A 20,204-nucleotide genomic window follows, 5' to 3' on the forward strand; every position below is an offset into this window, starting at 1 on the left:
TGCCACCCGGTCCCGGGCGGTGTTCCGCCGCCACACGGCCGGCACCCACGTCGCCCGAGCGCAGGGCGATGTCAGCCGGCCGGCGGAGCGGGCCGGTCGGCGTACGCGGAGCCCCGCCGCTGCCGTCCCGCCGGATCCTCCGGGGTCGACCGCGCCGCCGGCACCGACCGGGCGACGGCGGACGCCGAGGCCGTCCGGGGACGCCGCTGCTGGCCGGCGACCACCGAGGCGACCAGCGTGAGCACCGCGCCGGCCAGGACGGGCCAGCGCAGCCCCGGCCCACCGGGCAGCAGCAGGTCCAGCAGCAGTCCCCCGCCGAGCTGGCCGGCGACCAACGCCAGACCGGTCCGCAGCACGCCCAGCGCCCGCACGCCGACCAGCAGGCTGGCCACGATGCCGACCCCGAGCAGCCCGCCGGTGTACAGGTACCAGGCGGGTGGCCAGTCGGGCCGGGCCACGGTGAACGCGCCGGCGAGCACCGCGACGGCCAGCACGGCCGGCGTGCTGACGGCGAAGTTCATCGCGGTGCTGGCCGCGGCGGTGCCCGCTGCGGCCACCCGGCCGTTCAGCGCGGACTGCAGGGCGACCGCCAGCCCGCCCACCACGGCGAGCAGGACCAGGCCGACGGCCAGCTCGCCCAGGGGCTGACCCAGCTGGGCGAGCCCCACCGCCGCCGTGCCGAGCAGGGCGCCGGCCACCCGGGACGGGGTGAGCGCGAGCCGGCCCACCGGGGCGAGCCCGGCCCGGTCCACCGCCAGGCCGCCGAGACTACCCCCGGCGACCTGGGCGATGGTGAAGACGGCCACCCCGAGCACCGGTACGACGTACGTGCCGATCACGATGATCGCCGCCCCGCCGAGCCCACCCAGGTAGCACCACCAGGGCAGCCGGGACCGGCGCAGCACGGCGAGCCCGGTCCGCATCGACGGCAGGACCAGCAATCCGACCAGGACCAGCAGCGTGCCACCGGCGTTGTTGACCACCGCCCCGAGCACGGGACTGCCCACCCGCTCGCCCAGCTCGGCATTCGCCGCCCCCTGGGCGGCCGACGCCACCCCGCCGAGCACCACCAGGGCCAGCGCGGCCGTCGGCGGCAGTGACCTCACAGCCGACAGGCGTGGATGTTGGTGACCAGGATGGCGCGGGCACCCAGCTCGTACAGCTCGTCCATGATCCGGTGCACGTCGTCGCGGAGCACCATCGCCTGCACGGCGACCCAGCCCTCCCGGTGCAGCGGCGACACGGTCGGCGACTCGATGCCCGGGGTCAGCGAGCTGGCCCGGTCCAGCAGGCCGGCCGGCACGTCGTAGGCGAGCATGACGTAGCGGCGGGCGACCAGCACCCCGTGCAGGCGGCGCAGCAACTGCTCGGCCTGCGGGTGGGTCGGGGCGCCGGCGCGGCGGACCAGCACCGCCGAGGAGCGCAGCAACGGGTCGCCGAAGACGACCAGGCCGGCCTGGCGCAGGGTGGCCCCGGTCTCCACCACGTCGGCGACCACGTCGGCGACGCCGAGCCGGATGGCGTTCTCCACGGCCCCGTCCAGCCGGATCACGTCGGCCTTGATCCCCAGCTCGCCGAGGTACCGGTCGACCAGCCCCGGGTACGCGGTGGCGATCCGGTGCCCGCCCAGCTCCTGCACGGAGTGGACGTCCTCCGGGCGGGCGGCGAAGCGGAAGGTGGCCCGGGCGAAGGCCAGGTCCATCACCTCCTCGGCCGGCGCGCCGGAGTCGATCAGCAGATCGCGGCCGGTGATCCCGACGTCGAGGTCACCGGAGCCGACGTAGGTGGCGATGTCCTTGGGACGCAGGTAGAAGAACTCGATGTCGTTGGGCTCGTCCCGACTGACGAGGTCCTTGGGGTCGGTGCGCTGGCGGTAGCCCGCCTCGCGCAGCATCTCGGCGGCCTTCTCGGCCAGGGCGCCCTTGTTGGGTACGGCGACACGCAGCATGACGGAGTGCTCCTTCGATCAGATGTGATCAACGACGGGGCGCACTCACAGATGTCGGTAGACGTCCTTGAGCTCGAGACCGCTGGCGAGCATCAGCACCTGGACCTGGTAGAGCAGTTGGGAGATCTCCTCGGCGGTCCGCTCCGGCCCCTCGTGCTCGGCGGCCATCCACGACTCGGCCGCCTCCTCGACGACCTTCTTGCCGATGAAGTGCACGCCCTTCTCCAGGGCGGCGACCGTGCCCGAGCCCGGGGTGCCGGCGGCGGCCTTGGCCTGCAGCTCGGCGAACAACTCCTCGAACGTCTTCACGGGATCCGATTCTTCCAGTCACCGGGCGACACCTCGCGCACCGGGTCCGGCCGTGTCACCTTCCGGGCAGATCCACTCCGGAACGCCGAGGTGGCGGTGTCCGGATGTCTCGGACACCGCCACCTCGGCGGAACGGAGTCGATCACGCCCGGGAGCGGGCGACGCGCGCACCAGGCCGAGGCGCGGACCGGGCGGGGGTCAGCGGCCGAAACCGACCCGGTGGCCGTTGGCCGTGGCCACGTCCCGGATGGCCAGCGCGGCGTCGAGGGCCGCCACGGTGGCCGCCCACCCCTTGTCCTCCGCCGAGCCGGGCAGCCCGGCCCGGTCGCGGGCCTGCTCGATGGTCTCCACGGTGAGCACCCCGTGCGCCACCGGCTTCCCCTCGTCCAGGGCGACGCGGGTGAGGCCGTCGGTCACCGACCGGCAGACGTAGTCGAAGTGCGCGGTGGCGCCGCGGACCACCACGCCGAGGGCGACCACCACGTCGCAGCGCCGGGCCAGGGCCTGGGCCACCACCGGCAGCTCCACCGAGCCGGCCACCCGGGCGACCACCGACCGGGCGCCGCACGCCTCGGCCGCCGCCACCGCCCGGTCGAGCATGTGGTCGGTCAGGTCGGCGTGCCAGCGCGCGGCCACCACGCCCACGGTCAGCCCGGCGGCGTCCACCGTGGTCACCCCGGGCTCGCCGAATCCCGCCATGTCTACGCTCCGATCTCGTCGCCGGGGACCGGGCGGCCCATCGGGGCCTCGGTCACCTCGTCCAGTTCGTCCAACAGGTGTCCCATCCGGTCCCGCTTGGTGCGCAGGTACCGCACGTTCTCCGGGTGCGGCCGGATGGGCAGCCCCTCACGGCCGGTGATGGTCAGGCCGTACCCCTCCAGCCCGGCCCGCTTGGCCGGGTTGTTGGTCAGCAGCCGCATCGAGCGCACACCCAGGTCGTAGAGGATCTGCGCGCCGGTGCCGTAGTCGCGGGCGTCGGCGGGCAGCCCCAGGTCGAGGTTGGCGTCCACGGTGTCCCGGCCCAGGTCCTGGAGCTGGTACGCCTGGAGCTTGTGCAGCAGCCCGATGCCGCGCCCCTCGTGCCCGCGCACGTAGAGCACCACGCCCCGCCCCTCCCGGGCGACCCGGGCCAGGGCCGCCTGCAGCTGCGGGCCGCAGTCGCAGCGCAGCGAGCCGAAGACGTCCCCGGTCAGGCACTCCGAGTGCACCCGCACCAGCACGTCCTGCCCGTCACCGATGTCCCCGTAGACCAGGGCGACGTGCTCGGCCGGGTCGTGCTCGGCGCGGTAGCCCAGCGCCCGGAACACCCCGTACGGGGTGGGCATCCGGGCGTCGGCGACCTGCTCCACCTGCTTCTCGTGCCGCCGCCGGTACGCCACCAGGTCGGCGATGGTCACCAGGGTCAGGGCGTGCTCGGCGCAGAACTTCTCCAGGTCGGGCACCCGCATCATGGTGCCGTCCTCGTTGACCAGCTCGCAGAGCACGCCGGCGGGACGCAGCCCGGCCAGCCGGGTCAGGTCGACGGCCGCCTCGGTGTGCCCGGGGCGGCGCAGCACCCCGCCCTCGCGGGCGCGCAGCGGCACCACGTGCCCGGGGCGGGACAGGTCGGTCGGGTCGGTGGCGGGGTCGGCCAGCAGCCGGATGGTGTGCGACCGGTCGGCGGCCGAGATGCCGGTGCCGATCCCCTCCCGGGCGTCGACGGTCACCGTGTACGCGGTGCCGCGCCGGTCCTGGTTGGTGTGGTGCATCGGCGGCAGGTCCAGCCGGTCGCACTCCGACTCGGTCAGCGACACGCAGATGTAGCCGGACGTCCAGCGGACCATGAACGCCACCAGCTCCGGCGTGGCCAGTTCGGCGGCGAAGATCAGGTCGCCCTCGTTCTCCCGGGACTCGTCGTCGACCACGACCACCGGCCGGCCGGCGGCGATGTCCGCCACCGCCTGCTCGATGCTGGCGAACGCGCTCATGCCGGCACCCCACTTCGTCGAACGGTCCGCGCCCCGGCCGCGCCGGCGCGTCCGGCACCGTCGACCCGGCGGGCGCCGGGGATCGGACGGTGCGCGGCGCCGTCCGCCGGGCGGTACCTGACGATTCGCTCGCTGCGCTCACTCATGCGACAGCCTCCGAGTAGGTGGACGGGATCGGCGGGGCGGCCGAGCGGGCCGCCCGCGAGGTCCGCCACCAGGCGGCGAGACCCCAGACGCAGAACGCGCCGTAGAACAGGTACATGGCCGCCGACGGGTAGAAGCCGCCGCGCAGCAGCAACGGCACGCCGACCGCGTCGACGGCGATCCAGATCAGCCAGAACTCGACCCAGCCGCGGGCCATGCCGTACGTGGCGAGCAGGCTGCCGGTCAGGATCCAGGCGTCCGGCAGCGGGCCCCAGGAGCCGAGCGCGGCGAGCACCGGGTACGCCGCGGCGGTGCCGACGGCGGCGGCCAGCAGCAGGCCGAGCCGCTCCCGGCCGGTGGCCCAGCGCGGGCTGACCGCCGGCTGGTCGTCGCCCTGCCGGCGGTTGCGCGACCAGCGCCACCAGCCGTAGACGCTCACCGAGAAGAAGAAGACCTGGCGGCCGGCCTGGCCGTAGAGGTCGTGCGCCTGCGGGGTGGCGAAGGCGCCGCCGAGGAAGACGGTGAACAGCAGCGCGTTGCCGATCATGCCGACCGGCCAGGCCCAGACCAGCCGGCGCAGCCCGAGCAGCGCGGAGGTCAGCCCGAAGACGTTGCCGACGATCTCGCGGACCAGCACCGGCGAGCCGGCGATCTCGAGCTGGGCCTCGAGCAGCCAGCCGAGCGGGCCCATCAGCGCCCACCTCCGGCGGGCGCGCCGGGCAGGCCGCCGCCGGCGAGGCGGTCGCCGAGCAGGCGCTCGACGTACTTGGCCAGCACGTCGACCTCGAGGTTGACCGGGTCGCCGACGCCCTTGCCGCCGAGCGTGGTCAGCTTCAGCGTGGTGGGGATCAGCCCGACGGCGAACCAGTCGTCGCCGACCGCGGCCACGGTCAGCGAGACGCCGTCGATGGTGATCGAGCCCTTCTCCACCACGTACCGGGCCAGGTCGGCGGGGAGCCGGAAGCGGACCGTCTCCCACTGCGCGGCGGGCTCCCGGGCGACGATCTCGCCCACCCCGTCGACGTGGCCCTGCACGATGTGCCCGCCGAGCCGGCTGTTCAGCGCGGCGGCCCGCTCCAGGTTGACCGGGTCGCCCACCCGCAGCGCGCCGAGCGCGGAGCGGCGCAGCGTCTCCCCCATCACGTCGGCGGTGAAGACGCCCTCCTCGACGTCGACGACCGTGAGACAGACGCCGTTGACCGCGATGGAGTCGCCGTGCCGGGCGTCGGAGGTGACCAGCGGGCCGCGGACGGCGACCAGCGCGGAGTCACCCCCGGTGTCCGTGACGCGGACGACCTCGCCCAACTCCTCGACGATGCCGGTGAACATGTCAGGCCTCCCTCTTCCGGGGCAGCGCGGTGATCCGCAGATCGGGACCGATCTGCGTAACGTCGGTGAGCTCCAGGTCGATGGCATCGGCGATGGTCGTCACGCCGGCGTCGACCAGCGCGGTCCGACCCGCGCCGAGCAGCTTCGGCGCGACGTACCCGACGACCTTGTCGACCAGGCCGGCGGCGAGGAACGCGCCGGCCAGCCGGGGGCCGCCCTCCAGCAGCGCGGCCCGCACGCCGCGGCGGTGCAGCTCGGCCAGCAGCGCCGGCAGGTCGACCCGGCCGTCCGGGCCGGCCCCGACCTCCGCCGCGGTGGCGATCCACGTCCGGGCGGCGCCGTCGCGGACCCGGGCCCCGGCGGGGGTACGCCCGGAGCTGTCCACCACCACCCGCAGCGGCTGCCGGATGGCCAGGGTGCCGTCGCGCAGGTTGCGGGCGGTGAGCCGGGGGTCGTCGGCGAGCACGGTGCCCACCCCGGCGAGCACCGCGTCGACCGTGCCGCGCAGCGCGTGCACGTCGATGCGGGCCGCCTCGGAGGTGATCCACATGCTGGTGCCGTCGGCCGCCGCCGACCGGCCGTCGAGCGTCGCGGCGAACTTCCAGATCACGTACGGCCAACCGCGGCGCATCGAGGTCAGCCAGGCGACGTTGCCGGCCTCGGCCTCCTGCGCGCGTACCCCGAGCTCGACCTGGATGCCGGCGGCCCGCAGGGTGGCGGCGCCGCCGGAGGCGACCGGGTTGGGGTCGGGCACGGCGATCACCACCCGGGCCACGCCGGCCTGGACCAGCGCGAGGCTGCAGGGGCCGGTGCGGCCGGTGTGGTCGCAGGGTTCGAGGGTGACCACGGCGGTGCCGCCGCGGGCGCGCTCACCGGCCTGGGCGAGCGCGACGATCTCGGCGTGCGGTCCGCCCGCGTACGCGTGGAATCCCTCCCCGACGACCGTGCCGTCCGGATCGAGCAGGACGCAGCCGACGACCGGGTTGGGGCTGGTGGTGCCGAGGCCACGGGCCGCCAGCGTGACGGCGCGACGCATCGCCTCGTCGACGGAGACGCCGGCCATGCCTCTGCCCTCTCACTCGCCGGGCCGCGCGCGGGCGGTACGGGAGGAGCCGCGGGCAGGCGGCGGCGGATCCGGGAACGGCACGGCCGCCCCCGGGGAGCCCACGCGATGGCTGGATACAGCGACCCACGCAGGCCCGCCCCGTCCCGCGCGCTGTCTCCCATCCGGACTTTCTGGGTGCGGAACGTTCTCCGCTCCCAACCGTCGGCCCCGGATTCTCACCAGGTCCACCGGGCGGCCTGAGCCGTCCGGGTCGCGGGCTTACCACGGTCGGACCGTGGATCACCGCCGGTTCGGAATTTCACCGAGCCCCGCCAGCGCGTGGTGGGTACATGGGAAGTCTTACACGTTCCCCCGGCCGGTACGCCACTGCACGCGGGCTACCTCACACCCCGTCGGCGCGCCGCCGGTCCACCGCCACGTACGAACCGGGCTGGCTCTTGGCGACGGTTTTCATCTCCGAGGCGACCGCGATCGCGGCGAGCGGGTCGGTGAAGCGCTTCCGGGCGTCGGAGAGGGAGACCCCGATGGAGAGGGTGACCAGGTGCGCCCTGCGCACGTTGCCCCGGCGGTCCTTCAGCTCGACGTAGCCCCGCTCGGCGTCGGTCGGGTCGTAGAGTTTGTCGGCGGCCTTCTCGAAGTCCTCCACCGCGCGGAAGGTCAACGGCCGGACCTGTTCCGGGGTGCAGACGACGACGAAGTCGTCGCCGCCGACGTGGCCGAGGAAGGCCGGCGGCAGCCCGATCGAGACCACCGCCCGGTGCAGGCTGCGGGCCAGCGCGGAGATGAACTCGTCGCCGCGGACGAAGCCGTACCGGTCGTTGACGCTCTTGAACCGGTCGATGTCGATGTAGCCGACGGCGTAGTCGACGCCGCTGCGGACCCGGTCGCTGATCTCCCGGCGGATCCGGCTGTTGCCGGGCAGCCCGGTCAGCGGGGACACCTCCCGGAACTCCTTGTTGCGGCGCAGCGTGGAGCTGACCCGGGCCACCAGCTCGGCGGTGTCGAAGGGCTTGACCAGGTAGTCGTCGGCGCCGGCGCTGAGGCCGTGCACCTTGTCCACGGTCATCCCCTTGGCGGTCAGCATGATCACCGGCAGGGCGGAGGTCATCGGGTCGGCGCGCAGCCGGCGGGTCAGCTCCAACCCGTCGATCCGGGGCATCATCAGGTCCACCACGGCCAGGTCGGGCCGGTGCCGCTCGATCATCTCGAGCGCCTCCTGGCCGTCGCCGGCGTGGAGCACCTCGAAGCCGTGCAGCCGCAGGTTGAACTCGACGAAGCGGGCGATGTCCTCGTCGTCGTCGACGACCAGGATGACGTCGGGTCGGTCGCCGGCCGGGTCCACGTCAGGCTCCGGGAACCGCGCGCTCCGCGAGCCCCCGCAGGCGGCGCACCGCCTCGGCCGGGTCGGCCGCCCCGTAGACGGCGGTACCGGCGACGAAGGCGTCCGCGCCGGCCGCCGCGGCCTGCTCGATGGTGTCGGCGGCGATCCCGCCGTCGACCTCGATGCGCAGCTCCAGGTGGCCGGTGTCGACGTGCCGGCGGGCGGCGCGGACCTTCTCCAGCAGCTGCGGGATGAACCGCTGCCCGCCGAAGCCGGCCTTGATCGTCATGATCAGCAGGGTGTCGAAGCTGGGCAGCAGCTCCAGGTACGGCTCGATCGGGGTGTCCCGGTCGATGGCCAGCCCGGCCTTGGCGCCGGCCGAGCGGAGGTCCTTGGCCAGCGCGACCGGGTCGTCGCAGGCCTCGGCGTGGAAGGTGACGTTGTACGCGCCGGCGTCGGCGTAACCGGGGGCCCAGCGACGCGGGTCCTCGATCATGAGGTGCACGTCGAACGGGATCCGGGTCACCGCGCGCAGGCTCTGCACCACGGGCAGGCCGATGGTCAGGTTGGGCACGAAGTGGTTGTCCATCACGTCGACGTGCAGCCAGTCCGCGGCGTTCTCCACGGCACGGACCTCGTCGGCGAGGCGGGCGAAATCGGCGGCGAGGATGCTGGGCGCGACGATCGGCGGCGGTACGGTCACGGGGTCAGTGTACGAATGCGGCCACCCGCCGCGGGCATCGCGGCCCCACGGGAACGCCCTGTGACCCAGGAGTGACCGCTGGTGCAAGATTGGGCTCCACGGAACGCAAAACCGGACGGACGGCCAGCCGCGACTGGCCGACCGACGGAAAGGCGGCAACACTCCATCAGAGACGGTCAGCCGTGCTGCACGTCCCGCGGAACCGCAACTCCGCGTGGGCCGCAACGACCGGCCGTCATCTCCCGGAAAGGGCGGACGATGCGACGGTGGCTCGTGGCGCTGGCGCTGGCCGGCGCGGCGACGATGGCGATGAGCGGCTGCGTCCCGCAGCACCGGCCCGACGGCGACCTCGCCGACGACTGGCCGGACCTGCCCGCACCGCGGATGTTCGTGCCCGCCACGGACGCCTGCCTGCCCCGGATCACGGCGGTGGTCCAGGCGGGCACGTACGACACGGTGGACTGCGCCCGCAGCCACCTGGCCGAGGCGATCCACGTCGGGACCTTCACCGGCGACGCGGCGGCCGGGCCGCGCCCCGAGCCGGGCTCCCCGGCGCTGCGTCCCGCCCGCGCCGAGTGCGACCAGCGGGCCCGCGAGGTACTCGGGGGCGACTGGCACTCGGCCCGGCTCACCATGAACATCGCGTTGCCCTCCGTGCCGGCGTGGAACGGCGGCGCCCGCTGGTTCCGCTGCGACCTGAGCGAGACCGACAGCATCGACAACACCCGCCCGGTCAACCGCACCGGCAGCCTGCGCGGCGCGATGATCGGTGACAACCCGCTCACCCACCGCTGCTTCGACCCCAAGCTGATCGGCGACAACCTCAACTACATGGCGCCGGTGCTCTGCTCCGAGCCGCACCGGGCCGAGTTCGTCGGGGTCTACCTCGAACGGGACATGACCTGGGCGGAGTTCGGCCGGGCCAACCAGGAGGTGCACCGGCGCTGCATGGCGCTGATCGCCAACTTCGCCGCCGTGCCGAACAACTCCGACCTGCCGTACCGGGCCGGGTCGATCTTCTACCCGCCGTCGCAGCGGGAGTGGGAGGAGGGCGACCGCGGCATCCGCTGTTTCCTGTGGAGCGACGACCGGAAGCTGACCCGCTCGATGCGCGGCGCCGGCCCGAAGGGACTCCCCGCCATCTGAGGCCCGGTGCCGTAAGCTGCCGCACCGTGACACCCGCTCGGCGGGCGCCACGGTCACGGTCGACGGAAGGTCGGGTGCGATGCGGCGTTGGTGGACGGCGGTCGCCGTGGGCGGCGCGGCGTTGCTGGCGCTGACCGGGTGCGGCGCCCCCGCCGGGGTGGACGCGGACCTCGCCGACGACTGGCCGGCCCTGGCCGCGCCGCAGGGCTTCGTCCCCGCCGCCGGGGTCTGCCACGCCGGGGTGCAGGACGTCGGCTACCTCAGCGGCTACCACCCGGTCGACTGCGCCCGGTCGCACCGGGCCGAGACGATGCACGTCGGCACCTTGACCGGCGCCGACGCCCGGCGCGCCACTCCCCCGGCCGGCGGCACCGGCGCGATGCTCGCCGCCCGCGCCGAGTGTGACCGGGAGGTCCGGCGGGCGGTGGGCGCCGACTGGCGCTCCGGCCGGCTCGGCCTCGCCGTCGTCTTCCCCTCACCGGCGGCCTGGACGGGTGGCGCCCGCTGGTTCCGCTGCGACCTGACCGAGGTCGAGAGCGTCGACGAGGCGCGGGCCACCCCTCGCACCGGCAGCCTGAGGGGCGCCCTGACCCGCGACACCGACCTGCGGCTGCGCTGCTTCGAACCGAAGGTCGACGGCGACGACGTCGAGGCGATGAAGCCGGTCTCCTGCACCGCCCGGCACCACGCCGAGTTCGTCGGCGTCTGGCAGGCCGGCGGCCTCAGCTACGCCCAGGTCACCAAGGGTGACGGGCGGGTCCACAAGGGATGCCTCGGCGTGCTGGCGAAGTACACCGGGGTGCCGAACGACGGCAACCTGCGGTTCCGCGCCGGCTCGATCTTCTACCACCCGCTGGAGCGGGAATGGCGCGACGGCAACCGCGGGGTGCAGTGCTTCGTGTGGGTCAGCGACCGCACCCTGACCCGCTCGCTCAAGGGCGTCGGAACCGGGGGCCTGCCGGTCCGCTGAGCCGGCGGCGAGGCGGCCCTGTCGTGCTCCGCCCCGCCCCCGTACCGCTGCGCCGCCCGCCGCTCAGCCGCGGCGCAGCACCGCCAGGAACATCGCGTCCGTGCCGTGCCGGTGCGGCCAGAGCTGCACCGTCGGGCCGTCGCCCAGCCCGGGCATGCCGGCCGGCAGCAGCGTACGGGCGTCGACGAAGTCCGCCGGCACCTCGGCGCGCCGGGCCGCCTCGGTCACCGTCACGTGCGTCTCCACCACGTGCGGGGAGCAGGTGACGTACGCGACCAGGCCGCCGGGACGGGCCGCGCGCAGGGCCGCGGTGAGCAGTTCGCGCTGCAACCGGGTCAGCGGCGGCAGGTCCGACGGCTGACGCCGCCAGCGCGACTCCGGCCGGCGGCGCAGCGAGCCCAGGCCGGTGCACGGGGCGTCCACCAGCACCCGGTCGAAGTGCCCCTCGGGCAGCTCCGGGTCCGCGCCGACCGTGCGGCCGTCGGTGTGCAGCACGCTCACCGGCAGGCCCCGGGTGGCCTGCTCGACCAGCCGGGCACGGTGCTCGGAGACCTCCACGGCGGTCAGCCGGGCGCCGCGCTGCGCGGCGAGCGCGCCGAGCAGGCCGGACTTGCCGCCGGGGCCGGCGCACAGGTCGAGCCAGCGCCCGTCCGGGCCGTCCAGCGGCGCGACGGCCAGCGCGTTCGCCACCAGCTGCGAGCCCTCGTCCTGCACGTGCGCGCGCCCCTGCGCCAGCGCCGGCAGGTCACCCGGCGCGCCACCGGAGAGGTACACCGCGTACGGCGAGAAGGCGCCGGGCGCGCCGCCCACCTCGTCGGCCAGTTCCACCGGGTCGGCCAGGCCGGGCCGGGCGCACAGGTGCACCGGGGGTCGCTCGTTGTCCTCGATCAGCAGCCGGGCGGTCTCCCCCAGGTCCCCGCCGAGCGCCTCGGCGAAGGCCCGCACGATCCACTGCGGATGGCTGTACGCCAGCGCCAGGTAGCCGACCGGGTCGGTCTCCATCGGCGGGGCGAGCTTGGCCACCCAGGCGTCGGCGTCCCGGCCGGCGATCTCCCGCAACACCGCGTTGGCGAAGCCGGCGGCGCCCGGCACGACCGAGCGGACCAGGTCGACGGTCGAGGAGACCGCCGCGTGCGCCGGCACCCGGGTGTGCAGCAGCTGGTACGCCCCGAGCCGCAGGGCGTCGCGGGCCGGCGGGTCGATCCGCTCGACCTCCCGCCCGGCGGCGTCGGTGATGATCGCGTCCAGGGTGCCGGTGTGCCGCAGGGTGCCGTAGGTCAGCTCGGTGGCGAAGGCGGCGTCCCGGCCGACCAGCCCCTCCTCGCGCAGGATCGACGGGAGCACCAGGTTGGCGTACGCGTCGTCGCGGTGCACCGCCGCGACGGCCTGGTAGGCGGCGTACCGGGGCAGGTCGACGGCCGGGCGGGCGGGGCGACCGCCACGCCGGTCGAAGCCGGGACGGCCACCACCGGGGCGGTCGCCGCGGTAACCGCCGCCGGTCGGGCGGTCGCCGCGGTAACCGCCGGTCGGGCGGTCGCCGCGCGGCGCGTCCGAGCGGCGGGGCGCGGACCGGTCGAACCGGTCACCGCGGGGGCCGTCCGCGCGACCGGCGGACCGGTCGGCGCGGGGACCGTCGGAACGGGAGCTGTCGGGACGGTCCGAGGGGGTGCTCACGCGAGCACCTCGCCGGCGCCGACCCGGACGCCGCGCGCCCAGTCGGTCGCCGGCATGGCCTTCTTGCCCGCCGCGCGCACCTCACCGAGCTGCACCGGCACGGTCGCGGTGCCGGCCAGCACCCGGGACTTCTCCACCAGCAGTTCTCCCGGCTTCAACTCGGGGCCGTTGCCGACCGGGGTCACCGGGCCGAGCTTGACCCGGTCGCCGCGGAAGGTCGTCCACGGCCCGGGGGCCGGCGTGCAGGCCCGGATCCGCCGGTCGACGGCGAAGGCGGGATCGGTCCAGCGCACCCGGGCGTCCTCCACGGTCAGCTTCGGGGCCAGGGAAACCCCGTCGGCCGGCTGCGGCTCGGCCCGGGCCGTCCCGGCCTCGATCGCGTCGAGGACGGCCACCAGCAGGCCCGCGCCGGAGTGCGCGAGGCGCTCCAGCAGGTCGCCGGAGGTGTCGGTCGGCCGGATCTCATCGGTGAGCGTGCCGTAGACCGGGCCGGTGTCCAGGCCCTGTTCGAGCTGGAAGACGCTCGCGCCGGTCAGCTCGTCGCCGTGCAGCACGGCCTGCTGCACCGGGGCCGCGCCGCGCCAGGCGGGCAGCAGCGAGAAGTGCAGGTTGATCCAGCCGTGTCGGGGGATCTCCAGGGCCACCGGCGGCACCAGCGCGCCGTACGCGACCACGGGCACGCAGTCCGGCGCCAGCTCGCGCAGCCGGTCGAGGAACTCCGGCTCGCGGGGCTTCGCCGGGGTCAGCACCTCGATCCCGCGCTCGTCGGCCCAGGCGCCGACCGGCGAGCGGACCAGGCCGCGACCGCGCCCGGCCGGGGCGTCGGGGCGGGTGACCACGGCCAGCAGTTCGTGCCCGGAGGCGGCGACGGCGTCCAGGGCGGGTACGGCGACGGCCGGCGTGCCGGCGAAGATCAGACGCATCCGCCTCACCGCCCCAGACCGAAGGGGCTGCCGGAGGCGTGCGGGTTGAGCTTGACCGTGGGCGGGGCGGCCGGGTCGTACCACTCGGCCTGGCGGATGGCCTTCATGGCCTCCTTGCGCCCGGCCGGGTCCAGCCGGTCGACGAAGAGCACCCCGTCGAGGTGGTCTGTCTCGTGCTGCACGCAGCGGGCCATCAGCCCGGTGCCGACGATCTGCATCGGGTCGCCGTAGCCGTTGAAGCCCTTGGCGATGACGTTCTGCCGGCGCCTGGTGTCGAAGTAGAGCCCGGGGATGGACAGGCAGCCCTCCGGGCCGTCCTGCTCCTCCTCGTCGGGGAACTCCAGCACCGGGTTGACCAGGTGCCCGAGCACGTCGTCCACGTCGAAGGTGAACACCCGCAGGCCCACACCGAGCTGGGGCGCGGCCAGGCCGGCGCCGCTCTGCTCCCGCATCGTGTCGGTGAGGTCGGCGATGAGCCTACGCAGCTCGGTGTCGAAGTCGACGACCGGATCGGCCGGCGTGCGCAGCACCGGGTCCCCGAACAGACGGATGGGCTGGACGGTCACGCGGTGTGGCTCCTTCGGCTGTACGGACGAATGCCGTACCAGTCTACGGAGTGCCGGGGGCCGCCCCGGCCGGCGTACCGCGATGCGCCGCCGCCGACTCCGTGTCGATGATCACCGGCAGGGTCTCGTAGCCGCGCAGGGTGAGCCGGGTCCGGTGCCGGGGCCGGCCGGCCAGGGCGAGGCCGGGCAGCCGGCGCAGCAGCAGCGGGAAGGCGACCTGCGCCTCCAGCCGGGCCAGCCCGGCGCCCAGGCAGTAGTGCGGCCCGGCCCCGAACGACAGCGGGTGCACCTGCGGGCGCCACGGGTCGAACCGCTGCGGCTCGGGGTAGCGCCGGGGGTCCCGGTTGGCCGCGCCGAGCAGCAGCAACGTCCAGCTGCCCGCCGGCAGCTCGACCCCGCCGCAGCGCACCGGCGCCTCGTTGATCCGGGTGGTGAGCTGCACCGGCGAGTCGTAGCGCAGCAGCTCGTCGACGTACCCGGGGGCGAAGTCCGGATGCTCGCGCAGCGCCTCGGCCGCGCGCGGGTGGTCCAGCAGCACCACGAGGCCGTTGCCGAGCAGGTTGGTGGTGGTCTCGAAGCCGGCGACCAGCAGCACCACCAGGTTGGCCAGCAGCTCCTCGCCGGAGAGCCGGTCGCCGTCGGCGTCGTGCACCTGGACCAGGGCGGTGGTCAGGTCGTCGGCCGGCGCGGCGCGGCGGGCCCGGACCAGCGCGGCGAAGTAGTCGCGCAGCTCGGTGGCGCCCCGGTCGGCGACCGCCAGCTCCTCGGTGGTGATCTCCGGCTCCAGCACCCCGGTCAGGTCGGCGGCCCAACGCCGGAACAGCGGCCGGTCGGCCGCCGGCACGCCGAGCAGCGCGCAGATCACCCCCACCGGCAGCGGGTACGCGAACTCGGCCAGGAAGTCGACGGGCTCGCCGTCGCGGGCCCGCTCCAGCATCGCGTCGACCAGCTCGTCGGCCTGCGCCTCGACCACGTCGCGCATGGCGGCGATCCGGCGCGGGGTGAAGGCGCCGGCCGCGAGCCGTCGCATCCGGCTGTGGTCGGGCGGGTTGGTGCGCAGCATCGACCGGGAGATCGACGCGACGGCCGGGCTGTCCCGCCAGCCGGGGAAGAACTCGTCGCGCAGCGCGTCGTCCATCACCCCGAACCGGGAGTCGCGCAGGATCTCGTCGGCCTCCGCGTAGCCGGTGACCACGTAGAACACCGGCCCGGCCTGGACCACCGGCCCGTACCGGCGCAGCCGCTCGTACGTGGGGTACGGATCGATGCGCCCCTGCGGGGACATGAGCAGGGCGAGCGCCTCGGCTGCGTCCATGACCGGCCTCCCGCGTCGATGCGTCGGAGGCTCCATCATGCGCGTCCGGGCCTCGCCCGGCGACCCCGCGCGATCCGCCGCCACGGCGGCCGGTCGCGGCGGCGGGCGGCGGGGTCGGCCCGCCGGCGGTCGTGGCGAGGCTCAGGCGCCGACGCCGGGCTCCCCCGCCAGCACGGCGGGCCCGCCGAGCAGGGCGTGCTCGGGCAGCGGGAGCTGGATGCCGTGCGCGGCCTCCCAGTCGTAGACGGTGCTCGGCCGGACCTGGGCGGCGAAGAAGTCCACCGCGCTCATCCCGCCGACGACCGGCTCGTCCACCTCGGCGACCAGCTGGGCGGGGACCAGGTTGAAGCCGTTCTGCAGGGCGGCGCTGAGCCGGCGGTGCCCGTCGACGACGAAGAAGTACTCGCCGGTGTAGCCGATCCGCAGCGGCTCCAGGGCCTCGTCGCCGGCCCCGGCCACGTCGCCGACGAACTCCGAGTCCCAGAGCCCGCGCAGGGTGGTGATGTCCTCGGTCGGGTAGACCCGGGCCGGGTCGAGCAGCAGCAGCGGCGGGGCGTCGCGCAGCACCTCGGCGCCGAGCCGACCCTCGTACGCGTCGACGATGTGCTCGATCACCTCGGGCGCCGAGGCCCGGGTGGTGTCGCAGACCAGGTCGTAGTTGCGCAGCCGGGCCTTGTCCACGCCGTAGCGGAGGATGAACCGGTTCCGCTCGCTCTCGCTGCGCTCGCGGAGCTTGGCCTTGGCCTCCTCCAGCGAGGTGTAGCTCTCGGCCGGGCCGGAGGGACGCAGCAGCACCCGACGGGCCGCCTCGCCCGGCTCGGTGATCATGTGCACCTTGAGCGCGTCGGTGAAGAAGTGCCAGGCCAGCCGGGAGTCCATGACCAGCGACTCGCCGGAGGCGGCGATGTCCCGCTGGAGCTGGTCGACGTAGCCGTCGACGGCCTGGTCCAGCTCAGCGTGCAGGTTGAGCTGGAGGGCGGTCATCTGCCGCTCCTGCGCCATCTGCCGGTAGAGGTCGCCGACGCTGACCCGGCGCAGCCCCAGCCGCTTGGCGATCTCGACGGAGACGGTGCTCTTGCCGCTGCCGAGGTCCCCGTTGAAGACGATCGATTGACGAACGGTCACGACTGGTCCACCCCTGATCACCGGCTGATTGACATCATCGATATGGCGTCGGATCGACGCGCTCCGCCATCGTCGCGCCATCCGTGCGCCCGGGCATGACGGGCGATGTTATCACTTCGCCGCCACCGGTTTGCCGGACGAGGTGTGCGACGGTACCCGCTCCGGGCCGGGTCGCGCCCGGCCGGTGCCGCGGATCACGGCCGGGTCAGAAGAGGCTCAGCGGGTCGACCTGGAGGCGTACCGGGTCGGCCGCCTTGCGGGCGCTGCGCATCCCGGCGGCGGTGTGCAGCGCCTCGGCGAGGGCGGCGGCCCGGGCCCGGGGCACCCGCACCAGCATCCGCTCCCGGTCGCCGTCGGCCGGGACCGGGCCGAGCACCTCCGCCCCGTCGGGCAGCCGGGCCTCCGCCAGCAGGTCGGCCACCGCAACCGCCGGACCGGTCACGCTGGCCATCTTCGTCGCCGGCGGGAAGCCCAGCTCCCGCCGCTCGGCCAGCTCCCGGGCGGCGAACCAGGCCGGGTCCCAGCGCAGCAGCGCCTGCACCGGCGCCAGCGCGCCGTCGGCGACCACCACCACGCGCCCGCCCGCCGACGCCGGCCGGGCCAGCGCGGCCGCGCTCAGCCAGCGGCGCAGCGTCTCCTCGCCGGCGCGCAGGTCGGCCCGGGTGAGCAGGGCCCAGGAGTCCAGCAGCAGCACCGCGCCGTAGCCCCCCTCGGCCGGCGGCTCCGCGCCCGGGGTGGCGATCACCAGGCCGGCGCCGCCGGGCACGCTGGCCAGCACCTCCTCCCGGCCCGAGGTGCGGACCGGCACGCCGGGAAAGGCGCGGCCCAGCTCCTCGGCGGTGCGCCGGGCGCCGGTGACCGCCGCGCGCAGCCGCCGGCCGCCGCACTCCGGGCAGGCGTACGCGGCGGCGACCCGGCCGCACCAGCGGCAGGCGGGGATACCCTCGGCGGAGGGCAGCGCCAGCGGGCCGGCGCAGTGCGGGCAGCGGGCCGGGGTGCGGCAGTCCGCGCAGGAGATCGAGGGCAGGTAACCCCGACGCGGCACCTGCACCAGCACCGGGGCGTCCGCGCGCAGGGTGTCCCGGGCGGTGGTCCAGGCCAGGCTGGGCAGCCGGGCCGTCGCCGCGCCGGGATCGCGGGCCAGCTGCGGGTCGTCGCCGGTCGGCGCGATGCTCGGGGTACGCGCCCGCAGGGTCGCCCGGTCGGCGACCACCTCGCGGGCCCAGCCGGTCTCCACCAGCAACTGCGCCTCGGCGGTCCGGGTGTACCCGCCGACCAGCGCGGCGGCCCCGGCGAGCTGGGCCCGGGTCAGCAGCACGTCCCGGGCGTGCGGGTACGGGGCGCGGGGCTCGGCGTGCAGGTCGTCACCGTCGTCCCAGATCGCCACCAGGCCGAGCCGGTCGACCGGGGCGAACATCGCCGCCCGGGTGCCGATCACCACGGGCGCTGTGCCGCGCCGGGCGGTGAGGAAGGCCCGGTAGCGACGGGCCGGGCCGAGCGCGGCGGAGAGGCAGACGTGCCGGCCCGCGCCGAGCGTGCCGGTCAGCGCGGCGTCCAGCCGGTCCAGATCCCGGGCGTCGGCGACCACGACGACGGCGCCCCGCCCCCCGGCCACGGTCGCGGCGACCGCGTCGGCGTACCGGGCGGCCCAGTCCTCCCCGGCCAGCGCCGACCAGACGGCGCGGGCCGGTCGGCCGTCGGTGAGCGCGCGCAGGAACGCCGGGCCGGCCGGGTAGTCCCGCCAGCCGCGCGGGTCGACCACGGGCGGGGCCGGCGCGCCGCCCGGCTCCGACGCGTCCGACGCGGCGCCGGCCCGGGTCGGGTCGGGCGCGGCGGCGACCCCGGTCGGCCCGGTCGTGTCGGGTGCGGCGGTGACCCCGATCGGCCCGGCCGGGTGCGACGCGGCGGCGACCCCGATCGGCCCCGACGCGTCCGACGCGGCACCGACCCCGGCGGACGGAGACGGCGCGGCGGCGACCCCGTGCGTTGGCGCGGTGTCGGTGGTCGGGGCCGCGCTGACCTCGTCGGGCGTCGTGGCGGTGCCGGAGGCGGGAGTGTCGGAGTCGTCGGCGGCGGCGGTCGGCGGCTGCGCGCGCAGGTCCTTCTCGACCCGGGCGTGGCGGGGCGGGACGGCGAGCCGGAGCACGTCGGCGAGGCTGCCGGCGTACCGGTCGGCGACGGCCCGGGCCAGCCGGGCGATCTCCGGCGCCAGCACCGGCTCCGGGGAGACCACCTTCTCCAGGTACGCCAGCCGGCCCGTGTGCCCGGAGCCGTCGGCGCGGTCCAGCAGCCAGCCGTCGACCAGTTGCCCGGCGAAGCGCACCTTCACCCGCACCCCGGGCACGGCGTCGGCGTCCAGCTCGGCGGGGACCAGGTAGTCGAACGGGCGGTCGAGGTGCGGCAGCGGCACGTCGACGCAGACACGAGCGACCGGCGACCCCTCGGCGGGTCGCCGGTCGCTGCGCCTGGTGCCGGTCAGGCTCCCGCTACCGACTTGAGGTCGGCGGCCCGGTCGGTGCTCTCCCAGGTCAGATCCGGCAGCTCGCGGCCGAAGTGGCCGTACGCGGCGGTCTGCTGGTAGATCGGGCGGAGCAGGTTGAGGTCCCGGATGATGGCGGCCGGGCGGAGGTCGAAGACCTCGGTGACGGCCTTCTCGATCGAGGCGACCGGCACGGTCTCGGTGCCGAAGGTCTCGATGAACAGGCTGACCGGGTGGGCCTTGCCGATCGCGTAGGCGACCTGCGCCTCGCAGCGCTCGGCGAGGCCGGCGGCCACCACGTTCTTGGCCACCCAGCGCATCGCGTACGCGGCCGACCGGTCCACCTTCGACGGGTCCTTGCCGGAGAACGCGCCGCCGCCGTGCCGGGCGTACCCGCCGTAGGTGTCGACGATGATCTTGCGGCCGGTCAGGCCGGCGTCGCCCATCGGGCCACCGATCTCGAACCGGCCCGTGGGGTTGACCAGCAGCCGGTAGCCCTCGGTGTCCAGGCCGAGGCTCTCCAACTCGGGGGCGATGACGTGCTCGCGCACGTCCGGGGTGAGCAGCGAGTCCAGCGAGATGTCCGCGGCGTGCTGGCTGGACACGACCACGGTGTTGAGCCGGACCGGACGCAGGCCGTCGTACTCGATGGTGACCTGGGTCTTGCCGTCGGGCCGCAGGTAGGGGATGGTGCCGTCCTTGCGCACGGCGGCCAGCCGGCGGGCCAGCCGGTGCGCCAGCGCGATCGGCAGCGGCATCAGCTCGGGGGTCTCCGAGCAGGCGAAGCCGAACATCATGCCCTGGTCGCCGGCGCCCTGCGCGTCGAGCGCGCTCTCCGACTCACCGGTACGCAGCTCGAAGGCGTTGTCCACGCCCTGGGCGATGTCGGCGGACTGGCCGCCGATCGAGACGCTGACGCCGCAGGAGGCGCCGTCGAAGCCCTTCTTCGACGAGTCGTACCCGATCCCGAGGATGGTCTCCCGGACGATCGTCGGGATGTCGGCGTACGCCTTGGTCGTCACCTCGCCCGCGACGTGCACCTGCCCGGTGGTGATCAGGGTCTCCACCGCGACACGGCTGTGCGGGTCCTTGGCCAGCAGGGCGTCCAGGATGCCGTCGCTGATCTGGTCGGCGATCTTGTCCGGGTGGCCCTCCGTGACCGATTCGGACGTGAAAAGACGTGTCACGGCACTCCTAAGCACTTGAGTCTCTCTGGAAA

At 75.2% G+C, this 20,204-nt stretch carries 19 protein-coding genes and 1 riboswitch; of the genes, 2 read left to right on the forward strand and 17 right to left on the reverse strand.

Annotation, left to right across the window (positions count from 1 at the left end):
* Nucleotides 1–71 precede the first annotated feature (71 nt).
* The 10 genes from FHX75_RS09045 to rpe all read right to left on the reverse strand — a co-directional run bounded on the left by FHX75_RS09045 (nt 72) and on the right by rpe (nt 8,787).
* The gene (locus FHX75_RS09045) at nt 72–1,106 is read right to left on the reverse strand and encodes a DMT family transporter (protein WP_154938020.1); all 1,035 of its coding nucleotides are present in this window, start codon (nt 1,104–1,106) and stop codon (nt 72–74) included.
* Entirely contained in the window at nt 1,103–1,948 is an 846-nt protein-coding gene (gene hisG / locus FHX75_RS09050) for an ATP phosphoribosyltransferase (protein WP_154938022.1), read from the reverse strand. Before hisG ends, FHX75_RS09045 begins: the two co-directional genes overlap by 4 nt.
* Nucleotides 1,949–1,993: 45 nt before the next feature.
* Nucleotides 1,994–2,257 (reverse strand): phosphoribosyl-ATP diphosphatase, encoded by a 264-nt coding sequence (locus FHX75_RS09055; RefSeq protein WP_013732805.1) that lies wholly within the window; start codon nt 2,255–2,257, stop codon nt 1,994–1,996.
* A gap of 198 nt (nt 2,258–2,455) precedes the next feature.
* On the reverse strand, nt 2,456–2,956 hold the full coding sequence (gene ribH, locus FHX75_RS09060; protein WP_154938024.1) for a 6,7-dimethyl-8-ribityllumazine synthase: 501 nt from the start codon (nt 2,954–2,956) through the stop codon (nt 2,456–2,458).
* 2 nt (nt 2,957–2,958) lie between these two features.
* Nucleotides 2,959–4,224, reverse strand: coding sequence for a bifunctional 3,4-dihydroxy-2-butanone-4-phosphate synthase/GTP cyclohydrolase II (locus FHX75_RS09065; RefSeq protein WP_154938026.1), 1,266 nt, complete (start codon nt 4,222–4,224; stop codon nt 2,959–2,961).
* A 142-nt stretch (nt 4,225–4,366) separates the two neighbouring features.
* Complete coding sequence (gene pnuC, locus FHX75_RS09070) at nt 4,367–5,059, reverse strand: nicotinamide riboside transporter PnuC (protein WP_154938028.1); 693 nt, start codon at nt 5,057–5,059, stop codon at nt 4,367–4,369.
* Nucleotides 5,059–5,697: a riboflavin synthase gene (locus FHX75_RS09075; protein ID WP_154938030.1), complete on the reverse strand. Its 639-nt coding sequence runs from the start codon at nt 5,695–5,697 to the stop codon at nt 5,059–5,061. The genes pnuC and FHX75_RS09075 overlap by 1 nt, the downstream gene beginning before the upstream one ends.
* A 1-nt stretch (nt 5,698) precedes the next feature.
* Nucleotides 5,699–6,760, reverse strand: coding sequence for a bifunctional diaminohydroxyphosphoribosylaminopyrimidine deaminase/5-amino-6-(5-phosphoribosylamino)uracil reductase RibD (gene ribD / locus FHX75_RS09080; protein WP_154938032.1), 1,062 nt, complete (start codon nt 6,758–6,760; stop codon nt 5,699–5,701).
* A gap of 148 nt (nt 6,761–6,908) precedes the next feature.
* Nucleotides 6,909–7,083, reverse strand: a riboswitch (FMN riboswitch).
* A gap of 62 nt (nt 7,084–7,145) precedes the next feature.
* Nucleotides 7,146–8,105, reverse strand: coding sequence for a response regulator (locus FHX75_RS09085; protein WP_154938034.1), 960 nt, complete (start codon nt 8,103–8,105; stop codon nt 7,146–7,148).
* 1 nt (nt 8,106) lies between these two features.
* Nucleotides 8,107–8,787 carry a ribulose-phosphate 3-epimerase gene (gene rpe, locus FHX75_RS09090; RefSeq protein WP_154938036.1) on the reverse strand — a complete coding sequence of 227 codons (681 nt, stop codon included), beginning with the start codon at nt 8,785–8,787 and terminating at the stop codon, nt 8,107–8,109.
* Between the two features lie 258 nt (nt 8,788–9,045).
* Between rpe and FHX75_RS09095 the strand changes: the two genes are divergently transcribed.
* Together FHX75_RS09095 and FHX75_RS09100 are read left to right on the forward strand one after the other, a co-directional pair.
* Nucleotides 9,046–9,933, forward strand: a complete 888-nt coding sequence (locus FHX75_RS09095; protein ID WP_154938038.1) for a septum formation family protein — start codon at nt 9,046–9,048, stop codon at nt 9,931–9,933.
* Between the two features lie 79 nt (nt 9,934–10,012).
* The gene (locus tag FHX75_RS09100) at nt 10,013–10,903 is read left to right on the forward strand and encodes a septum formation family protein (RefSeq protein ID WP_154938040.1); all 891 of its coding nucleotides are present in this window, start codon (nt 10,013–10,015) and stop codon (nt 10,901–10,903) included.
* A 63-nt stretch (nt 10,904–10,966) separates the two neighbouring features.
* Here FHX75_RS09100 and FHX75_RS09105 read toward each other — a convergent pair whose 3' ends face one another.
* The 7 genes from FHX75_RS09105 to metK form a co-directional block, all read right to left on the reverse strand.
* Nucleotides 10,967–12,577 carry an RsmB/NOP family class I SAM-dependent RNA methyltransferase gene (locus tag FHX75_RS09105; protein ID WP_154938042.1) on the reverse strand — a complete coding sequence of 537 codons (1,611 nt, stop codon included), beginning with the start codon at nt 12,575–12,577 and terminating at the stop codon, nt 10,967–10,969.
* Complete coding sequence (fmt, locus tag FHX75_RS09110; RefSeq protein WP_154938044.1) at nt 12,574–13,500, reverse strand: methionyl-tRNA formyltransferase; 927 nt, start codon at nt 13,498–13,500, stop codon at nt 12,574–12,576. The genes FHX75_RS09105 and fmt overlap by 4 nt, the downstream gene beginning before the upstream one ends.
* Before the next feature lie 5 nt (nt 13,501–13,505).
* Nucleotides 13,506–14,066, reverse strand: coding sequence for a peptide deformylase (gene def, locus FHX75_RS09115; RefSeq protein WP_154938046.1), 561 nt, complete (start codon nt 14,064–14,066; stop codon nt 13,506–13,508).
* Nucleotides 14,067–14,109: 43 nt separating this feature from the next.
* Nucleotides 14,110–15,381, reverse strand: coding sequence for a cytochrome P450 (locus tag FHX75_RS09120; RefSeq protein WP_154938048.1), 1,272 nt, complete (start codon nt 15,379–15,381; stop codon nt 14,110–14,112).
* A 141-nt stretch (nt 15,382–15,522) separates the two neighbouring features.
* Nucleotides 15,523–16,506 (reverse strand): AAA family ATPase, encoded by a 984-nt coding sequence (locus tag FHX75_RS09125; RefSeq protein WP_154938050.1) that lies wholly within the window; start codon nt 16,504–16,506, stop codon nt 15,523–15,525.
* Between the two features lie 205 nt (nt 16,507–16,711).
* Nucleotides 16,712–18,916: a primosomal protein N' gene (locus tag FHX75_RS09130; protein ID WP_154938052.1), complete on the reverse strand. Its 2,205-nt coding sequence runs from the start codon at nt 18,914–18,916 to the stop codon at nt 16,712–16,714.
* A 65-nt stretch (nt 18,917–18,981) separates the two neighbouring features.
* The gene (gene metK / locus FHX75_RS09135; protein WP_154938054.1) at nt 18,982–20,172 is read right to left on the reverse strand and encodes a methionine adenosyltransferase; all 1,191 of its coding nucleotides are present in this window, start codon (nt 20,170–20,172) and stop codon (nt 18,982–18,984) included.
* Nucleotides 20,173–20,204: the final 32 nt, after the last annotated feature.

The sequence above is a fragment of the Micromonospora palomenae genome (assembly GCF_007829925.1).
In the GTDB taxonomy this organism is placed as follows: Bacteria; Actinomycetota; Actinomycetes; order Mycobacteriales; family Micromonosporaceae; genus Micromonospora; species Micromonospora purpureochromogenes.